Raw genomic sequence first — 17844 nt, 5'->3', positions numbered from 1 at the left:
AGAACCGTTAGTGCGCAGAGCCATTCAATCATCCATCGGCAACGCGGGGCGGCGTTCGCTGCCCGCAATCATCGGTGGACCCGATCTCGAGTTGGTTGGATGCACGCGGGCAGTGCCGGGAAGATCGGCAGCTACTGCGATCGATTGGGTAGCCCGCGCGCCGCAGGGACTGATCGCTGCGGAGGAGATTTTCCAGTCCGCGACCATGCGGGGCCTGTTCTGGTGACGGCGTCATCCACGGGGGGACGTGTTGCCGGCAAACACATTCTCATCACCGGCGCGGCCCGCGGCTTGGGACGCAGCCATGCGGTGCGACTCGCGGAAGAGGGAGCGGATCTGATCCTGGTCGACATCTGCCAATCTCTTCCCGAGCTCGAGTATGCCTTGGCCACAGAACAGGATCTCCACGAAACAGCGCGCCTGGTGCGGGAATTGGGCCGCCACTGCGTGACCCGCGTCGCGGACGTTCGCGACGAGCAACAGATGCGCTCCGCGGTCGACGACGGCGTCGCCGAGTTGGGGGGCCTGGACGGCGCGGTCGCCAACGCCGGGGTGCTCACGGTGGCGGCGTGGGACAAGACCACTGCCGCCCAGTGGCGCGCGGTGGTCGATGTGAACCTCATCGGGGTGTGGAATACGTGTGCCGCCGCCATACCGCACCTGCTCGCCCAGGGAGGCGGCAGCTTGGTCAACATCAGCTCCGCCGGGGCCATCAAGGGCTTTCCGCTGCAGACTCCTTACACCGCATCGAAATACGGGGTGATCGGACTGACCTTGGCGCTCGCCAACGAGCTGGCCGCTCAGAACGTGCGCGTCAACACCGTTCTTCCGACCGGTGTGCCCACCGGGATGATCCCGCCATCGTTTGGACCTCTCCTCGGCGAGGAACGGTCCGACCTGATCCCGCTTTTCGTCAACGCGATGCCCACGCCGGCCGTGGAGCCGGTGGATGTCAGCAACGCAGTCCTCTTTCTTCTCTCCGACGAGTCCAGATGGGTGACAGGACTGCAGTTCAAGGTCGACGCGGGGGTCACGATCAGCTAGGGCGCCTACACCCGCCAGCTGCTGGGTTCGGAGATCCGCAGGGGAGGGGCCGGGGGGAGTGGGCCAGCTCCGGAGACGGATATCCCGTCGATGACGAGGGCCACGTAGCGCCGCCAGCCATCGCTGTCGGGGTCCATCGTGGGGAGCGCCGCGTAGAGCATCGCGATCAGGCGCGGGAGGTCGTCCGCGACCAGGTCGGCGCGAACGAGCCCGGCCTGCTGGCAGCGACGTGCGAGCTCGCCGAGCGCCTGATTCAGTGAGTCGGAGATGTCGGCGGTGAGCGACCCGGCCCGGTGCGCCGCGGTCAGCAGGTGGCGCTCGCCGGCGCCGAGTCCTATTGCCGCCTCGATCAATTCGTGTAGGCCCCGCAGCGGGTCGTTCATCAACTGCGCGGCCTCGATCACCGGGGTGAGATCCTCGGCGACGACTTGATCCAGGGCTGCGCGAACCAGGTCGGCCTTGGTGGGGAACCGGCGGTAGAGCGTCCGCTCGCCGACTCCCGCGCGGCGCGCGACGGCCTCCATGGGCGCGTCCGGACCCAGTTCGCCGTAGACGGCCCGCGCGGCGCGCAGGATGCGCTCCGCGTTGCGGGCGGCGTCCGCGCGCAACGGCCGGTCCTCGACGGCGGTCACCCGGTCAGCATAACTGACAGTTGACTGCCAATAAACGTGCCTCTACGCTCAATTGGCAGAACACTGACAGTTAACGGGAACGTGGTGAATGTCAACAACTTCCGAGTGCTCCGCTACCGACCTTCCAGTCATCCCGGCCTCACGTGCCGCGCGGTGTCCGCTCGCGCCGCCGCCCGAATTCGCCGATTGGAGGTCGCAACCCGGGCTCCGACGCGCGATGTACCACGGCCGGCCCGCATGGATCGTGAGCCGCTATCGGGACATCAGAGCGGCGCTGCTTGATCCGCGTCTCTCCGCCGACACCATTCCTGCGTTATTGAAGCCGGCCGGCTCCGAGGAAGCCGCCCCGGTGATGTTTCCCCGGATCGACGATCCCGAGCATCATCGACTGCGGCGCATGTTGACTCGGGACTTCACCTTCAGACGCTGTGAATCGATGCGGCCGCGAATTCAGGAATTGGTCGACCAGCATCTCGACGAGATGATCCGCAAGGGCCCGCCCGCCGAGCTGGTACGCGACTTCGCCCTGCCGATTCCGTCTCTGGTGATCGCTCTCCTGTTGGGGGTGCCGCCGGAAGACCTCGACTTCTTTCAGCACCACAGCACCCTCGGTCTGGAGACGAAGACGTCCGACGCGCAGAGGGCGGAATCCCTCGGGGCGATGTTTTCCTACATCGAGGAGTTGGTCGCGCGCAGGGAGCACGACGCTATCCCCGATGGCGGCGACCCGCGTCGCCCGGCTGCGCCGGACTCGCGATCGCCGCAAGACGACTTGCTCAGCCGCCTCGTCACCGATCACGTGCTGACCGGCCAGCTCGACCGGGGGACGGCAGCGCTCAACGGTGCGATCATGATGCTGGCCGGCCACGAAACCACCGCGAACATGATCTCGCTGGGAACCGTGGCGCTGCTCGAGCATCCCGATGTTTTCGAACGACTCGGACAAGCCGACAATCACGACTTCGTCGCCAATACCGTCGAGGAATTGTTGCGCTATCTGAGCATCGTGCACGCCCAGGTGGACCGGGTGGCGACGGAAGACTTCGTGCTCGGTGGCCAGCCGATCAGCGCGGGGGACATGGTCGTGATGAACCTGCCGGCGGGCAACTGGGACGGCGAGTTCGTCGACAATCCCGACGAGCTCGACGCGGAACGGAACACGCGCGGCCACTTGGCTTTCGGGTATGGCGCGCACCAATGCATCGGGCAGAACCTGGCCCGCGTCGAAATGCAGGTCGCCTTCGCGACGCTGGCGCGGCGGCTGCCGTCACTGAAGCTCGCCGTGTCCCCGGATCGGCTCACATTCAAAGAAGCGGACATTTACGGCATGAAAGAACTGCCGGTCACCTGGTGAGCGACGAGCTGCGCTTCGACGACCGGGTCGCCGTCGTCACCGGCGCCGGTGGTGGCCTCGGCAGGGAATACGCGTTGCTGCTCGCCGCCCGCGGGGCCCGCGTCGTGGTCAACGACACGGGTGGGTCGGTGACCGGGGATGGCGGCGACGTCGCGGCGGCTCACGCCGTCGCCGACGAGATACGCGAGCGCGGCGGCGACGCGGTCGGCGACACCCATAGCGTGACGACTCCCGAAGGCGGACAAGCGATCATCGACACCGCGCTGCAGGCCTGGGGGCGCGTCGACATCGTGATCAACAACGCGGGCATCGTCGGAGACGCACCTTTCGAGGACATGACCGCCGAACGGCTGGAACCCCTCATCGACGTACACCTCAAGGGCGCGGTCTATGTGACGCGGCCCGCGTGGACACGCATGCGCGAGAAGGGTTACGGCCGGATACTGAACACCTGCTCGGCAGCCGGAATCCTCGGCGCCGAACGCATGAGCAACTACGGCGCCGCCAAGACGAGCCTGATCGGCTTCACCCGGGTGCTCGCCGCCGAGGGGGCCGCCCATGGCATCAAGGTCAACGCCATCGCGCCGATCGCGTACACCCGGATGCTGGCGCACTCCGTCGCCGGGGCCGGTCAGCCGCACGACACGGCGTCGCAAGCGGTGCTGGAAGACCTTGTGGCGCAGTATCTTCGGAAACTCGACCCGGCGCTGGTCGCGCCGGTGGCCGCGTTCTTGACCCACCGGGATTGCCCGGTCTCGGGAGAGATCTACACCGTCGGCGCCGGGCATGTCGCGCGGTTCTTCATCGCCAGGACGAAGGGTTACTACCATTCCCGGCTGTCCGTGGAGGACGTCCGCGACCACCTGCACGAGATCCGCGACGAAGTGGGCTACACCGTGCCGAGCGGTCCGGGCGACGAGATGAGCGAGCTCTTCGCCGTCATCGGGCAACAGGGTGACTAGCCGCTCGGCCGCAACCGTTTCCAGATGATCCGGCCGATGATCACCGCGGCACCAACCACCAAAATCACCAACAACGACTGGAATAAGTCGATCACGAACCAGGCCGGGCTGTAGGAGTCGGCGCCGCCGACGCATTCGAAGCTGACACTGGTCCCGGACTGGCCGGGCTTGTAGCTGTAGTCAGAGGTCCCGTACGTCAGGTGGTAGCCGCTGCTGCACACGATGGAGCTCATCCACAACGCGCTCGACGGCATCGCCGCAATCAGTGCCGCAGCACCTCCGACGCAGATGCCGAGGAACCCGAGTATCCCCCCGACGAGGTTGGCGCCGCGCTGCATGCCGTCCCGGATCCCGGGCCGCGCGGCGGTAGTGGCGCCGTACCAGGGTGTGGCCTGCGGGCCGGAGTAGACCACCGAGTGGTTCACCTTGATCGTCGCCTTGCCGCGCTTGAAGATGTCGTCGAGCTGCTCCTGCGACAGACCCGCCTGCGCCGCGGCACGCATGAACGCCTCCCGGTGCTGAGCCAGCTCCGGTTCGGAGGGCCCGTCGGGCCCCGCGGGCCGCCCCGACGCCAAGCCCGCCCACAGCGCCTCCGCGTACCGGCGCGCGTGGGCGTCGCCACCGTCTTCCGCCTCCGGCGGCCCGGCGGCCGCCTTCGCCTCGGCTATCTGACGCTCCAAGTCGGCGATGCGCCTCCGTTGGGCCAGCTCATGTTCCAGCTCGGCAATGTGTTGCTCGGGATCGTCGGCGTCCATTGGCAAATCGTCGCACGCCCAGACGCCCCTGCGTAGCTCCTTGCGCGGGTCGGGTCAGCAACTGAATGCGATGCCGATGCCGTCCGGCGGCGGCGCCGACCGCAGGCAACCGAAGGGTTGTACGCCGTCGGGGGCCAACCGTACGGCCGACTGGTGGGCGTAGTTCACGCAGAACAGCCCGGCCTGGTCGGCGCGGCAGCGGTAATCGCCGAAGGACAGGCTGTCCCCGTTGGCCAATTCGGGCCCGTCACCGTTGACGAAGGGGCCCGGGTCGCCGCGCGCCGCGCCGACCTGCAGGCCCGTTCCGTCGAATTGGACCCAACCGCCCTTCCAGTCGCCGTAGGCGGTTTCCGGTCGCGGCGGGGGACTGGTCAGGCTCACCAGGCAGACCAATGCCGCGCCGGTGTGTTTGGCATCCGTCGTGCACGAGGCCTGGGCGGCCTTCACCGTGAAGGCGACGTCGTCGCCGATTGGCGTGGTCACCCCCTCGCGCACCACGCTGTGATAGCGAGCCGGGTCCGCCGGATGGGCCGCGCCGATCCAGGCGACGACGTCGGACATCGCGGCGCCCGCGGCGGGTGCCTTCGACGGCGGGGGCGCCCCGCTCGGCGCCGCCGTGGACGGGGCGGCGCTCCCTGGTGTCGACGGCGTTTGCCCGGCGTGGCCGTCCACCGCGTGCGAGCAGCCGGCAACCAGCAACGACGCTGCCATCAGCCCGGCGATCCGCATTCCGCAAGGCTAGCCGCCACTTTCCGAAAACGGCCCGCACAGGGGCTTGCGCGCGCGTCGCGGCGACCCTGTCGGTTACCGTCGGAATATGCATGAGCGCACCGTCCGCGCCCGCACGACCGCCGGAACCGTCGAAGGATTCACCCGCGGCGGTGTCAACCGGTGGCGATCGATCCCGTACGCGCGGCCGCCGGTGGGGCGGCTGAGGTTCCGGGCGCCAGAGCCCGCCGCGCCATGGTCTGGCGTCCGGCACTGTCACGGCTTCGCCAATTGCGCACCGCAGCAGCGCAAATACACGATGCTCGGGGTCGGGCGCTACCAGCCGATGAGCGAGGACTGCCTCACCCTCAACGTCGTGACCCCGGAGGCCCCCGCGGACCAACCGCTGCCGGTCATGGTCTTCATCCACGGCGGCGGCTACATCCTCGGCAGCTCGGCGACGCCCCTGTATGACGGCGCCGCGCTTGCCCCCCGCGGCTGCGTGTACGTGTCGGTGAACTACCGGCTGGGCTCGCTGGGCTGCCTGGACCTGTCCTCGCTCTCGACACCCGACACGCCCATCGACAGCAACCTGTACCTGCGCGATTTGGTGATGGCGTTGCGGTGGGTTCGCGACAACATCGCCGAATTCGGCGGCGACCCGGAAAGGGTCACCATCTTCGGCGAAAGCGCGGGCGCGCACATCACCGCCACGCTGCTGGCGGTGCCCGCCGCCGAAGGGCTTTTCGCCCGGGCGATCTCCGAGAGCCCGGCGTCGGGGATGGTGCGCTCGCGGGAGACCGCCGCCGCCTTCGCGGCGCGGTTCGCCGAGCTGCTCGGCGCTCGCCCCCAAAATGCCGCCGAGACGCTCATGCAGGTGTCGGCCGCGCAGCTGGTGGACGCCCAGCACCGGCTCATCGACCAGGGCATGGAGGACCGGCTGGGTGCCTTCCCGATCGGACCGGTATTCGGGGACGACTGCGTGCCCGTCGACCCCGTGGAGGCCATGCGCGCGGGACGGGCGCATCGGGTGCCGCTCATCGTCGGGACCAACGCCGAGGAGGGACGCCTGTTCACCCGCTTCCTGCGGATGCTGCCGACGAACCAGGCCATGATCGAGGAGCTGCTCGCCGACGCGGAACCGGCTGCGCGCGAACGCATCACGGCCGCCTACCCGAACTATCCCGCGCCGTCGGCGTGCATTCAGCTGGGCGGCGACTTCGCGTTCAGCTCGGCGGCGTGGCAGATCGCCGAGGCGCACGGCACCCACGCGCCCACCTACCTCTACCGGTACGACTACGCGCCGCGCACACTGCGCTGGTCGGGTCTGGGCGCCACCCACGCGACCGAGCTGCTGGCCGTGTTCGACGTTTACCGCACGAGGTTCGGGGCGTTGCTGACCGCGGCGGCCGATCGGCGGGCCGCGTTGAAGGTCAGCAACCAGGTGCAACGGCGGTGGCGGTCCTTCAGCCACTCAGGGGTGCCGGGCGACGACTGGCCCGCCTACACGGTCGAGGACCGCGCCGTCATGGTGTTCGACCGCAAGAGCCGCATCGAATTCGATCCGCATCCGCATCGCCGAATGGCCTGGGACGGCTTCTCACTGGCGCGCTGACCTGGCACGCTGACCGTCATGCACGCCGAGACCGAGCAAATCATCGAACGCCCCGGCGACCTCACGGCTGCCTGGCTGACGGCGGCGCTGGGCGCGGGACCCGTCGCGGGTTTCGAGGTCGAGCGGATCGGTACGGGCCAGATGAGCGAGTGCTACCGCATCCGGCTCACCTACGCCGACGCCGAGCCGTCCGGTCCGGCATCCGTCGTCCTGAAGGTGGCGGCCACCGATCCGGTGAGCCGCCAGACCGGCGCCGCACTCGGACTCTACGAGCGCGAGGTCCGCTTCTACGGCGACATCGCGCCGCGCCTGGGCGGTCCCGTCGCGCCGTGCTATCACGCGGCGGTGGACACGGCGACGGGCGCGTTCGACCTCCTGCTCGGCGACGCCGGGCCCGCGGTCGTCGGCGACGAAATCGCCGGCGCCACCATCGAACAGGCCCGCCTCGGTGTCGTCGAACTGGGCCGGCTGCACGGGCCGTTGCTCGGCGACTCCGCGCTGGCCGAGGCGCCGTGGCTCAACCGCGAGTCGCCGCTGAGCCAGGCGATCGTCGCGCCGCTGTATGCCGGCTTCGTCGAGCGCTACGGCGACCAGATCGCACCGGAACACCGCGTGGTGTGCGAGCGGCTCGTGGCCGCGTTCGACGGTTATGTGGCGCAGGAGTCGGAACCGGGCCGGATTCAGGGTTTGGTGCACGGCGACTACCGGCTCGACAACATGTTGTTCGGCACCGAGGGCGCCGACCGCCCGCTGACCGTGGTGGACTGGCAGACCGTGTCGTGGGGCCCGGCGCTGACCGACCTCTCCTACTTCCTGGGCTGCGCGCTCGCGACCCCCGATCGTCGCGCGCACTACGACGCCCTGCTCAGCGCGTACCACGAGGCGCTCGGGCCCGACGCGCCCCTCGCCCGCGCCGACGTCGCCGAGGGCGTCCGCCGGCAGAGCTTCTTCGGCGTGATGATGGCCATCGTCTCGTCCATGCTGGTCGAACGCACCGAGCGCGGCGACCGGATGTTCATGACGATGCTGCAGCGGCACTGCGATCACGTGCTGGACACCGACGCGCTGGCCACGCTGCCGGCGGCGGTGGCGCCCGAGCCGCTGAGCCCGTCGGAGGACGACGAGCTGGCCCACACCCCGACCGACGAGCCGCTGTGGAGCGAGAGCTGGTACGCCGACTTCGTCGACGCCGCACAGGGATTGGGCGGCTGGTTCCGCCTGGGCCTGGTCGCCAACCAGCGGCAGGCGTGGGTGCACGCCCTGCTGTGCGGGCCCGACTTGCCGACCGTGGCCGTCGACGCGCAGGTCCCGCTCCCGGCCGACCCGTGGGCCGTCTGCGCCGACACCTTCGAGATCGGCCACGCCGCCCCCGACCCCCTGCGCACCTATCGCGTCGACGTGCGCGCCCAAGCACAGGCCTACGCCGATCCGGCGGCGCTGCTGCGCGGTGAGCCCGGCACTCCCGTCGAGCTCGAGATGAACCTGGTCTGGGCGACCGACGGCACCCCGTACACCTACCGGGTCACGACGCGTTACGAGATCCCGTGCACGGTGTCGGGCAGCGTCACCGTGGACGGCACCCGCTATGCCGTCGAGTCGGTTCCCGGACAGCGCGACCACTCGTGGGGCGTGCGCGACTGGTGGAGCATGGACTGGATCTGGAGCGCGCTGCATCTCGACGACGGGACGCACCTGCACGGCGTGAACATCCGGATCCCCGGCGCGCCGGCCTTCAGCATCGGCTATATCCAGGGCGCCGACGGCGAGGTCACCGAAGTGCAGACCGTCGACTCGCGGGAGTCGTTCGGCGCCAACGGGTTACCGGAGGCGGCGACGTTGACGCTCCGGCCGGGCGAGATCGTCGCGGACGTGGCGGTGCGGGGTCACGCGCCGGTATTGCTGACGGCCGATGACGGGAGGGTGAGCCAGTTTCCCCGGGTGTGGGCGACCTTCCGCACGGCGGACGGCCGCAGCGGTGTCGGGTGGCTGGAGTGGAACCGCAACCTGACCGACAACCGGTGAGGGCGCGTCCACCGATCGTCGTGATGGGCGTTTCCGGGTCGGGCAAGTCGACCGTGGGCGCCGAGCTCGCCCGGCGGCTCGGGGTGCCCTTCGTGGATGCCGACAGCCTGCACCCGCCGGCCAACATCGCGAAGATGGCGGCCGGCCAACCGCTCGATGACGGCGACCGCTACCCCTGGCTGGAAAGGGTCGGCCAGTGGCTGGCCGACCACCGCGGCGGCGGGGTGGTGAGCTGTTCCGCGCTCAAACGCGCGTACCGCGACCAGTTGCGGCGCCACTGTCCGAGCGTCGAGTTCCTGCACCTGCGTGGTTCGGCCGAGGTCATCGGGCGAAGGCTGGCCGCCAGGACCGGCCACTTCATGCCGGCCACCTTGTTGCAATCGCAGCTGGCCGCCCTCGAGCCGCTGGGCACCGACGAGGCGGGCGCGGCCGTCGACGTCAACCAGGACGTCGGTGCCATCGTCGACGACTTCCTCGCGCGCGAGGGCTTTGAGGGTCGTGGTGAGCCCTCGCGCCTTCGTGGTTCGGACCTTGGAAGGCCGTCCGAATTAGACGCCGAGCTTCCGGCGGCCCGTGCTGACCTGGTCCTCGACGCGCGCGCGGGCGGTGTCGGCGAAGTCCTCGCCACGCTTGCGGGCCTCCTCGGCCAGCTTCTCGCTGCGCTTGCGGGCCTGCTTGGCCAGCTTCTCGCTGCGCTTGCGGGCCTTCTTTGCGAGCGGCGCGGCCCGGTCGGCAGCCTCGTCGGCGAGCTCCTCGCCGCGTGCGCGCGCCTTGAGCGCCAGATAGGCGGCCCGGTCGGCGGCCGTGTCGGCGAGCTCTTCACCGCGCTTACGCGCTTTCTTGGCCAGCGGCGCGCCGCGTTCGGCCGCCGTGCTGGCCAGTTCCCGTCCGCGTTCGAGTGCGGCCTCGGCGTAGGGCGCGCCGCGTTCGGCGGCGGTGCTCGCCAGCTCGCGTCCGCGTTCGAGCGCGGCCTCGGCGTAGGGCGCGCCGCGTTCGGCGGCGGTGCTGGCCAGCTCGCGTCCGCGCTCGGCACCGACCTGCAGGCCGTGCACGATCTTCTCCCCGAGTTCGCCGAAGTCGGCGTCGGGCCCGTCATGCGACCCGGGCAGCGCGGAAGAGACCCGCTCGGACAGCCGCTCGGCCGCCCGGCGGCCACGCCAGCCCAGCGACGGCTTGCCGGCCGTGTCCGCCGACGCGATCATCAGCCCGCCCAGCAGGCTCAGGTCGGCGAGGAAGGCCTGACGCTTCTCGGCCTTACGCTGCGGGTCGCTCTCGCTCCAGAACATGTGTGCGCCGAGATTGGCCGGCAACACGGTGAAGGCGAGCGCCGCCGAGGCCACGCGCGGCGCCTTGCCGGTGGCCAGCAGGAGGCCGCCACCGATCTGCACGGCGGCGGTGATCTGGGCGAACGTCTGCGGGTCGCTGGGGATGCTGCTGCCCAGCGGGTCGGGCAACGCCCGAAGCCCGTCCACGGCGGCCGCCGCGGCCTCCGCCGCCGGTTTGGGATTGCGGAGCGAGTCGATTCCCTGGCCGATGAATACCGCTGACAAAAGGGGTCGCGCGATTCTGCGGATCAACATGGCAGTCAAATTACCCGGCAGGCCGGTGAGCAAACCGCCTGACCTATCGCCCCAGCTAGGGGGCACTCTGTAGCGCGGACGACGATAGGGTGGAGTGCGTGCGGGCGCTGATCATCGTCGACGTGCAGAACGATTTCTGCCAGGGGGGCTCGCTGGCGGTGACGGGAGCCGGGGCCGTGGTGTCGGCCATCAACGACTACCTGTCCACCGAACCGGGCTACCGGCACGTCGTCGCGACCCAGGACTTCCACGTCGACCCGGGCGCCCACTTCTCGGACCGGCCGGATTACCGGTCGTCCTGGCCCGCGCACTGCGTCGCCGGCAGCGTGGGCGCCGAGTTCCATCCGCGCCTCGACACCAGCCGCATCGAGGCGGTCTTCCGCAAGGGCCAACACGGCGCGGCCTACAGCGGCTTCGAAGGCGTCGACGAGCACGGGACGCCGCTGCTCGAGTGGCTGCGCCGGCGGGGCGTCGACGAGGTCGACGTCGTCGGCATCGCCGCCGACTACTGCGTCCGGCGCACCGCCGAGGACGCCGCCCGGGCGGGCCTGAAGACCAGGGTGTTGCTGGACCTGACCGCGGCCGTCGCGCCCGACTCCGCCGCCGCGGCCGCCGAGGGGATGCGGGACGCCGGCGTGCAGCTCGTCGGGGGCTTCTAGGGTGCCGGCGGTGAGCCGGGACGAACTGCTGGCCGCGGTCGAGCGGTCCCCGCAGGCGGCCGCGGCGCACGACCGCGCGGCGTGGGTGGGGCTGTTCGCGCCCGACGGCAGGGTCGAAGACCCGGTGGGTTCGCGGCCGCATGTGGGGCACGCGGAGATCGGCCGCTTCTACGACACCTTCATCGGTCCGCGTCACATCACCTTCCATCGCGATCTCGACATCGTGGCGGACACCCTGGCCGGCCACGTCGTGCTGCGCGACCTCGAGCTCGAGGTGGCGATGAGTGCCGCGGTGACCATGCGCATACCTGCGTTCCTCCGCTACGACCTGCGAGAGTCCAACGGTCGCTTGCTTATTGGCGAGTTGCGGGCGTACTGGGAACTGCCCGCGATGATGCTGCAGTTCCTGCGGACCGGGTCGCGGGCCGTAACGCCCGCCCTGCAGCTGTCGCGAGGGTTGTTGCGCAACCAGGGCCCGGGGGGAGCGGCGGGTTTCATAACCGGCTTCCGGCGGGTGGGCGCGCGGCACCAGAAGCTGGTGCGAACGTTCCTCGACGCAGCCGCCCGGGGCGACGGCCGCGTCGCCGGTCGCGCGTTGTCGCCAACGGCGTCAATCACTTTGGGCGATGACGACCCACTCGAGACGGCCGACCTCGTCGACCGGCTCCACGGGGCCCGCCACACCAAGACGATCGGAGCGGGGCGCACGGTGGTCGTCGCCCTGGACTCGGGTCGGCGGCGCGCGATTTTGTTCGCCGACGTGGGATGGCAGTGCGCGACGATCGACCGGGTGCGTTACTTTCCCGCCTGAGCGCCGCCGGTCAGTGCGCGAGCGTCAGGGCCAGCGTCGCGACCGACATGCCCAGGTAGGCGCCGGGGAATGCGATGTTGTGGAAAACCCGCGCCCGCACATGTGTGACGACCGCGCCGACAAAGAACAGGACCAGCCCCGCGGCGGCCGCGATGCCCAGGGCGTGCAGTCCGGCAAGCCCCGCGACCAGACCGACGGCCCCGGCCAGCTTGAGTGCCGCCAATGCCGGGAGCCAGGACCGCGACACCCCCACCTCGGCCGAGTTGGCCAGCACGAAACCGGCGGGAACGAGGTCGGCGACGGCGATCCCGGCGGTGATGACCGCGGTCGCCAGCGTGATCGCGGCGTACCCGGCGGTCATCGCCGGCAACCCGTTGCTGGGCGGCCGTTTCCGGGCCGGTAAGCAGAATGGCCACGCGGCGCGTGGCGGCGCACAATCGATGACGTCATGGTCACGGTCCCCTTTGCGATAGAGAGCTCGACGAAGGCGGTCACCTTGTTGACGTCGTGGACGCGGAAAAGGTGACCTCTTGATCGCATCGCGGTGTTCCGAGCGAAACCCAGGAAGATCTCAGGCCGATCGGGTACCAAGGATGGCGAAAGCCGGTCGCCTACACCGGTCGCCGTCCACGGGGAGTGCCATGCTCGATAGGCCATTCGGGCGGCGCACCCTGCTGCGGGGTGCGGGGGCGCTCACCGCGGCTTCGCTCGCGCCCTGGGCCGGCGGCTGCGCCCCAGGCGACGACGCGTTGACCTTCTTCTTCGCGGCCAACCCAGACGAGCGCGACGCCAGGGTCCGCATCATCGACGAATTCCAGCGCCGCCATCCGGACATCAAGGTCCGGCCGGTGCTGTCGGCGCCCGGTGTGATGCAGCAGCTGTCGACGTTCTGCGCCGGCGGCAAATGCCCGGACGTGCTCATGGCCTGGGACCTCACCTACGCCGAACTGGCCGAACGCGGAGTGCTCTTGGACTTGAACACGCTGCTGGCCCACGACCCGGCCTTCGCTGCCCAACTCAGGTCGGACGGCATCGGGCCGCTCTACGACAGCTTCACCTTCAACGGGGGCCAGTACGCGCTGCCCGAGCAGTGGTCGGGCAACTTCCTCTTCTTCAACAGACGCCATTTCGCCGAGGCCGGGGTGCCCGCGCCCCCGACCGCCTGGGAACACCCGTGGAGCTGGGCCGAATTCCTCGAAACGGCGAGGGCCTCGACCAAGCGCGACGGGGCCGGGCGGGTTTCGCAGTGGGGCTTTGTCAACATGTGGTTCTCGTATTATTCGGCCGGCCTGTTCGCCATGAACAACGGCGTGCCGTGGTCCACCCCGCTGAAGAACCCGGCGCACTTCAATTTCGACGACGCCGCCTTCATCGAGGCCGTGCAGTTCTACGCCGACCTGGCCAACAGGCAGAAGGTGGCGCCCGACGCGTCCGAGGTGCAGTCGATGTCCACTCCGGACCTGTTCGCGTCGGGCAGGGCGGCGATGGCGATGGGCGGCCACTGGCGCTATCAGACCCTGATCCGGGCGCCGGGCCTGGATTTCGACGTGACGGTGCTTCCCGTGGGGCCGCGCTGTGCGGGGCAGCCCGCCCGCTCCAACATCGGTTGCACCGGCCTGGCGATCTCCGCGAGCAGTCAGCGCAAGGAGCAGGCATGGGAGTTCGTGAAGTTCGCGACCGGACCGGAGGGGCAGGCCCTGATCGGCGAATCCAGCCTCTTCGTACCGGTGCTCCGCTCGGCGCTCGATTCGGCCGGATTCGCCAAGGCGCACCAGCGATTACACAACGTCGCCGTGCTCACGCAGGGACCGCAGCATTCCGACGGGCTCCCGGTCACCCCCGCGTGGGAGAAGGTCGTCGCGCTCATGGACCGCGGGTTCGGCCCCGTCCTGCGCGGTTCCCGCCCGGCCACGTCGCTCGCCGCGCTGTCGCCCGCCGTGGACGAGGTGCTGCGCACCCCATGACATCGGTCGACGCTCCCGCCACACCCGGGCCAGTGACCCGCACGCGCGCAACGGGTCCCGCGCGCCGGCGCGGCCGCGCGGGCCGGCTCTTCGTCGCCCCCAACCTGGCCGCGGTCGCGGTGTTCATGCTGTTTCCCCTCGGCTTCTCGCTGTACATGAGCTTCCAGCGGTGGGACATCTTCCGGCCGCCGAAGTATGTGGGGCTGAAGAACTTCGGCGAGCTCTTCACCTCCGATCCGCTGTTCCTGATCGCGATTCGCAACACCGCCGTCTTCACCGTGGGAACCGTCGTCCCCACGCTGCTCATCAGCCTCGTCGTCGCCGGCGTGCTCAACCGCAAGGCCCGGGGGATCGGGGTGGTGAGGACGATTGTATTTCTGCCACTGGCCATTTCGTCGGTGGTGATGGCGGTGGTGTGGCAGTTCGTGTTCAACACCGACAACGGGTTGCTCAACATCATGCTCGGGTGGGTCGGCATCGGGCCGGTCCCCTGGCTGGTGGACCCGAAGTGGGCCATGGTGTCGCTGTGCACGGTCAGCGTGTGGCGGAGCGTCCCGTTCGCCACAGTCATCCTGCTGGCCGCCATGCAGGGCGTGCCCGAAACCCTCTACGAGGCCGCGCGGATCGACGGCGCGGGGGAGGTGCGTCAGTTCGTGTTCATCACGATGCCGCTGATTCGCGCGGCGATGTCGTTCGTGGTGGTGATCTCGATCATCCACGCGTTCCAGGCCTTTGACATGGTCTACGTGCTCAACGGCCCCAATGGCGGGCCCGAGAGCGCCACCTACGTCCTGGGCATCATGCTGTTCCAGCACGCCTTCTCCTTCCTGGAGTTCGGCTACGCGTCGGCGCTGGCGTGGGTGATGTTCGGCATCCTGCTGGTGCTCACCGTGCTCCAACTGCGCCTCACCCGGCAGCGCTCCCTGGAGGCCTCCCGTGGTCTCCGGTGAGCGCGTGTTCAGGCACAACGTCTTTCGGGGGCTCCTGCTCTACACCGCCCTGATCGCCATCGCCTGGTGCTGGCTGTTTCCCATCGCCTGGGCGGTGTCGGGATCGCTGAAGAACGAGGGGGAAGTGACCGAGCCGAGGCTGCTGCCGGCTCACCCGCGGTGGTCGAACTACACCGAGGTCTTCACGCTGATGCCCTTCTGGCGCATGTTCGTCAACACCGTCGTCTACGCCGCCTGCGTCACGGCCGGGCAGGTGTTCTTCTGCTCCCTCGCCGGATACGCCTTCGCGCGGTTGCAGTTTCGCGGCCGCGACACGCTCTTCGTGCTGTACCTGGGCACGCTGATGGTGCCGCTCACCGTCACGGTGATTCCGCAGTTCATCCTCATGCGCACCCTGGGCTGGGTCGACACGCCGTGGGCGATGATCGTTCCGGGCCTGTTCGGAAGCGCGTTCGGCACCTACCTCATGCGCCAGTTCTTCCGCACACTGCCCACGGATCTCGAGGAGGCCGCGATCCTGGACGGCTGCTCGCCCTGGCAGATCTACTGGCGGATCCTGCTGCCCCACGCGCGGCCGGCCGTCATGGTGCTCGCGGTGCTCACCTGGGTCAACGTGTGGAACGACTTCCTGTGGCCGCTGCTGATGCTGCAGCGCAACAGCCTGGCAACCCTTACGCTCGGGCTGGTGCGATTGCGGGGCGAGTACGTCGCGCGGTGGCCGGTGATCATGGCGGCGTCGATGGTGATCATGGTGCCGCTGGTCGTCATCTACGCTTTCGCCCAGCGGTCCTTCGTCCGCGGCATCGCCGTCACCGGAATGAACGGGTAGTCATGGCTTCGGTGGTTTTCGAGCGGGCGACGCGCCATTACCCGGGGACGGATCGGCCCGCCCTCGACGGCCTCGACCTGGACGTCGGGGACGGCGAATTCGTGGTGCTGGTGGGGCCGTCCGGCTGCGGCAAGACCACCTCGCTGCGGATGGTCGCGGGCCTGGAGACGCTGGACTCGGGGCGAATTCGGATCGGCGAGCGCGACGTCACCGACGTCGACCCGAAAGACCGCGACGTCGCGATGGTCTTCCAGAACTACGCCCTGTACCCCCACATGACGGTGGCGCAGAACATGGGGTTCGCGCTGAAGATCGCCAAGACGCCGAAGGCCGAGATCTCCGAGCGCGTCCTCGACGCCGCGAAACTCCTTGACCTGCAACCGTATCTGGACCGCAAGCCGAAAGACCTGTCCGGGGGGCAGCGCCAGCGGGTGGCGATGGGCCGCGCGATCGTGCGCCGCCCGCAGGTCTTCCTCATGGATGAGCCGCTGTCGAACCTCGACGCCAAACTGCGGGTGCAGACCCGCAACCAGATCGCCGCGCTGCAGCGGCGGCTCGAGACGACCACGGTCTACGTCACCCACGACCAGGTCGAGGCCATGACGATGGGGGACCGCGTCGCGGTGCTGTCGGACGGCGTGCTGCAGCAGTTCGCCCCGCCCCGTGAGCTGTACCGCAATCCCGACAACGTGTTCGTCGCGGGCTTCATCGGGTCGCCGGCGATGAACCTATTCACCCTCCCGATCATGGATTCGTCGGTGTGGCTGGGGGACTGGCCGATCCCGGTGCCCCGGGAGATCGCCGGGACGGCGAGCGAGGTGGTCGTCGGGGTCCGGCCGGAGCATTTCGAACTGGGGGGCATGGGCGTCGAAATGGAGGTCGACGTCGTCGAGGAACTCGGCGCCGACGCCTACATCTACGGCCGCATCACGGGTTCCGGGAAAGTCATCGACCGGCCCGTGGTCGCGCGCGCCGACGGGCGTCACCCGCCCGAGAAGGGCAGCCGCGTGCGGCTCCATCCGGAACCCGGGCACCTGCATTTCTTCGGCGCCGACGGCCGTCGCATTTCTTGGTGAGCATTCGCCGAGGCCCGCTCCTTCATTCGCAAGGCCCCCGCATCGAGACTGCGGTCAGCGCGCCGAAACTGCACCCAGCGCGTCGGCGCGGGCGGATCTTCGCTCTGAGCGCAGGTTCGGTGCGCTGAGCGCGGGCTCGATCGGCACCACCGCCGACGAGCACACGCGCTTATCGTTGTAGACATGTGCCGACGCATCACCGAGCTTCGCAAGCTGGAGCCACCCGCGACTCTGACCGAGATTGCGGGCGTGGCAGGCCGGCACCCGCGCCAGGCCCTCCGGACGAGGTCGTCATGCCGTCCGTGAGCGCGTCCTCAGTCGACCTGGTGTGTGAGGGCGGTGGCGTGCGGGGGATCGGTCTGGTCGGGGCGGTGGACGCCCTCACCGCGGCCGGCTACCGGTTTCCCCGCGTCGCCGGGACCAGCGCGGGCGCGATCGTCGCGTCGCTGGTGGCGGCGCTGCAGGCGGCGGGCGAGCCGATGACGCGGCTCGCCGAGGTGATGCGCACGATCGACTATCGGAAGTTCTTGGACCGCAGCATGATCGGGCGGGTACCGCTGATCGGTGGGGGACTGTCCTTACTGATGTCCGACGGTGTCTACCGCGGCGACTATCTCGAACGGCTCCTCGCCGGCCTGCTCGCCGATCTTGGCGTGCACACCTTCGGCGACCTGCGCACCGGGGAAGAACCGGAACAGTTCGCCTGGTCGCTGGTGGTGACGGCGAGCGACCTGTCCCGGCGCCGGCTGGTTCGCATTCCGTGGGACCTCCACGACTACGGCATCACCCCGGACGACTTCCCGGTGGCGCGCGCGGTCCACGCCTCGGCGGCGATTCCCTATGTGTTCGAACCCATTCGGGTGGGCCCCGCCACCGCGAGAGC

General features: G+C 69.4%; 18 protein-coding genes and 1 pseudogene. 14 read left to right on the top strand and 5 right to left on the bottom strand.

From position 1 onward, the window contains the following. Positions 1–222: 222 nt before the first annotated feature. Entirely contained in the window at positions 223–1044 is an 822-nt protein-coding gene (locus GPY60_RS11730) for a mycofactocin-coupled SDR family oxidoreductase (protein WP_370462696.1), read from the top strand. A 5-nt stretch (positions 1045–1049) separates the two neighbouring features. Here the strand turns inward: GPY60_RS11730 and GPY60_RS11725 are convergent, their stop codons facing one another. Beyond that, positions 1050–1676 carry a TetR/AcrR family transcriptional regulator gene (locus GPY60_RS11725; protein WP_156687845.1) on the bottom strand — a complete coding sequence of 209 codons (627 nt, stop codon included), beginning with the start codon at positions 1674–1676 and terminating at the stop codon, positions 1050–1052. A gap of 88 nt (positions 1677–1764) precedes the next feature. On the opposite strand from GPY60_RS11725, the gene GPY60_RS27045 reads away from it, so the two are divergent. Continuing rightward, positions 1765–3030 carry a cytochrome P450 gene (locus tag GPY60_RS27045; RefSeq protein ID WP_156687844.1) on the top strand — a complete coding sequence of 422 codons (1266 nt, stop codon included), beginning with the start codon at positions 1765–1767 and terminating at the stop codon, positions 3028–3030. Next, entirely contained in the window at positions 3027–3992 is a 966-nt protein-coding gene (locus tag GPY60_RS11715; protein WP_231639591.1) for an SDR family NAD(P)-dependent oxidoreductase, read from the top strand. The genes GPY60_RS27045 and GPY60_RS11715 overlap by 4 nt, the downstream gene beginning before the upstream one ends. Here GPY60_RS11715 and GPY60_RS11710 read toward each other — a convergent pair. Next, positions 3989–4747: a hypothetical protein gene (locus GPY60_RS11710; RefSeq protein WP_156687842.1), complete on the bottom strand. Its 759-nt coding sequence runs from the start codon at positions 4745–4747 to the stop codon at positions 3989–3991. The two genes, GPY60_RS11715 and GPY60_RS11710, sit on opposite strands and share 4 nt — an antisense overlap. 54 nt (positions 4748–4801) lie before the next feature. Next, on the bottom strand, positions 4802–5476 hold the full coding sequence (locus GPY60_RS11705) for a hypothetical protein (protein ID WP_156687841.1): 675 nt from the start codon (positions 5474–5476) through the stop codon (positions 4802–4804). An 88-nt stretch (positions 5477–5564) separates the two neighbouring features. Between GPY60_RS11705 and GPY60_RS11700 the strand changes: the two genes are divergently transcribed. The 3 genes and pseudogenes from GPY60_RS11700 to GPY60_RS11690 all read left to right on the top strand — a co-directional run. After that, positions 5565–7070: a carboxylesterase/lipase family protein gene (locus GPY60_RS11700; protein ID WP_156687840.1), complete on the top strand. Its 1506-nt coding sequence runs from the start codon at positions 5565–5567 to the stop codon at positions 7068–7070. A gap of 18 nt (positions 7071–7088) precedes the next feature. After that, positions 7089–9092, top strand: coding sequence for a DUF7064 domain-containing protein (locus tag GPY60_RS11695; RefSeq protein ID WP_156687839.1), 2004 nt, complete (start codon positions 7089–7091; stop codon positions 9090–9092). A gap of 23 nt (positions 9093–9115) precedes the next feature. After that, positions 9116–9580, top strand: a pseudogene (locus GPY60_RS11690) (gluconokinase); the annotation flags it as partial. A 60-nt stretch (positions 9581–9640) separates the two neighbouring features. Here GPY60_RS11690 and GPY60_RS11685 read toward each other — a convergent pair. Further along, entirely contained in the window at positions 9641–10672 is a 1032-nt protein-coding gene (locus tag GPY60_RS11685; RefSeq protein WP_156687838.1) for a DoxX family protein, read from the bottom strand. A 98-nt stretch (positions 10673–10770) separates the two neighbouring features. On the opposite strand from GPY60_RS11685, the gene pncA reads away from it, so the two are divergent. Both pncA and GPY60_RS11675 read left to right on the top strand, forming a co-directional pair. Continuing rightward, complete coding sequence (gene pncA / locus GPY60_RS11680; protein ID WP_156687837.1) at positions 10771–11331, top strand: pyrazinamidase PncA; 561 nt, start codon at positions 10771–10773, stop codon at positions 11329–11331. Position 11332: 1 nt separating this feature from the next. Then, positions 11333–12142, top strand: coding sequence for a nuclear transport factor 2 family protein (locus tag GPY60_RS11675; RefSeq protein WP_156687836.1), 810 nt, complete (start codon positions 11333–11335; stop codon positions 12140–12142). A gap of 10 nt (positions 12143–12152) precedes the next feature. Here GPY60_RS11675 and GPY60_RS11670 read toward each other — a convergent pair whose 3' ends face one another. Further along, positions 12153–12503: a DoxX family protein gene (locus GPY60_RS11670; RefSeq protein ID WP_156687835.1), complete on the bottom strand. Its 351-nt coding sequence runs from the start codon at positions 12501–12503 to the stop codon at positions 12153–12155. A 280-nt stretch (positions 12504–12783) separates the two neighbouring features. Between GPY60_RS11670 and GPY60_RS11665 the strand changes: the two genes are divergently transcribed. The 6 genes from GPY60_RS11665 to GPY60_RS11640 form a co-directional block, all read left to right on the top strand. Beyond that, positions 12784–14106 carry an ABC transporter substrate-binding protein gene (locus GPY60_RS11665; protein WP_156687834.1) on the top strand — a complete coding sequence of 441 codons (1323 nt, stop codon included), beginning with the start codon at positions 12784–12786 and terminating at the stop codon, positions 14104–14106. Continuing rightward, a complete protein-coding gene (locus tag GPY60_RS11660) occupies positions 14103–15056 on the top strand; it encodes a carbohydrate ABC transporter permease (RefSeq protein WP_156687833.1) in 954 nt (317 codons plus the stop codon). The genes GPY60_RS11665 and GPY60_RS11660 overlap by 4 nt, the downstream gene beginning before the upstream one ends. Then, positions 15043–15885 (top strand): carbohydrate ABC transporter permease, encoded by an 843-nt coding sequence (locus GPY60_RS11655; RefSeq protein WP_156687832.1) that lies wholly within the window; start codon positions 15043–15045, stop codon positions 15883–15885. Before GPY60_RS11660 ends, GPY60_RS11655 begins: the two co-directional genes overlap by 14 nt. 2 nt (positions 15886–15887) lie before the next feature. Then, on the top strand, positions 15888–16961 hold the full coding sequence (locus tag GPY60_RS11650; RefSeq protein ID WP_156687831.1) for an ABC transporter ATP-binding protein: 1074 nt from the start codon (positions 15888–15890) through the stop codon (positions 16959–16961). 183 nt (positions 16962–17144) lie between these two features. Then, complete coding sequence (locus tag GPY60_RS27710; protein WP_156687830.1) at positions 17145–17267, top strand: DUF2277 family protein; 123 nt, start codon at positions 17145–17147, stop codon at positions 17265–17267. Then, on the top strand, positions 17255–17844 hold a 590-nt coding region (locus GPY60_RS11640), incomplete at its 3' end, for a patatin-like phospholipase family protein (RefSeq protein ID WP_197283646.1). The genes GPY60_RS27710 and GPY60_RS11640, both read left to right, overlap by 13 nt.

Origin of the sequence: Mycobacterium sp. Marseille-P9652 (genome assembly GCF_902652685.1) — a bacterium.
GTDB lineage: Bacteria > Actinomycetota > Actinomycetes > Mycobacteriales > Mycobacteriaceae > Mycobacterium.
The sequence above is the reverse complement of the archived record's forward strand: the minus strand, read 5'-3'. Positions and strand labels throughout refer to the sequence as shown.

Coding starts and splice junctions, on each gene's coding strand:
- GPY60_RS27045 (WP_156687844.1), top strand. CDS start 1,765: ATGTCAACAACTTCCGAGTGCTCCGCTACCGACCTTCCAGTCATCCCG.
- GPY60_RS11710 (WP_156687842.1), bottom strand. CDS start 4,747: ATGGACGCCGACGATCCCGAGCAACACATTGCCGAGCTGGAACATGAG.
- GPY60_RS11705 (WP_156687841.1), bottom strand. CDS start 5,476: ATGCGGATCGCCGGGCTGATGGCAGCGTCGTTGCTGGTTGCCGGCTGC.
- GPY60_RS11700 (WP_156687840.1), top strand. CDS start 5,565: ATGCATGAGCGCACCGTCCGCGCCCGCACGACCGCCGGAACCGTCGAA.
- GPY60_RS11695 (WP_156687839.1), top strand. CDS start 7,089: ATGCACGCCGAGACCGAGCAAATCATCGAACGCCCCGGCGACCTCACG.
- GPY60_RS11685 (WP_156687838.1), bottom strand. CDS start 10,672: ATGTTGATCCGCAGAATCGCGCGACCCCTTTTGTCAGCGGTATTCATC.
- GPY60_RS11670 (WP_156687835.1), bottom strand. CDS start 12,503: ATGACCGCCGGGTACGCCGCGATCACGCTGGCGACCGCGGTCATCACC.
- GPY60_RS11665 (WP_156687834.1), top strand. CDS start 12,784: ATGCTCGATAGGCCATTCGGGCGGCGCACCCTGCTGCGGGGTGCGGGG.
- GPY60_RS11660 (WP_156687833.1), top strand. CDS start 14,103: ATGACATCGGTCGACGCTCCCGCCACACCCGGGCCAGTGACCCGCACG.
- GPY60_RS11650 (WP_156687831.1), top strand. CDS start 15,888: ATGGCTTCGGTGGTTTTCGAGCGGGCGACGCGCCATTACCCGGGGACG.
- GPY60_RS27710 (WP_156687830.1), top strand. CDS start 17,145: ATGTGCCGACGCATCACCGAGCTTCGCAAGCTGGAGCCACCCGCGACT.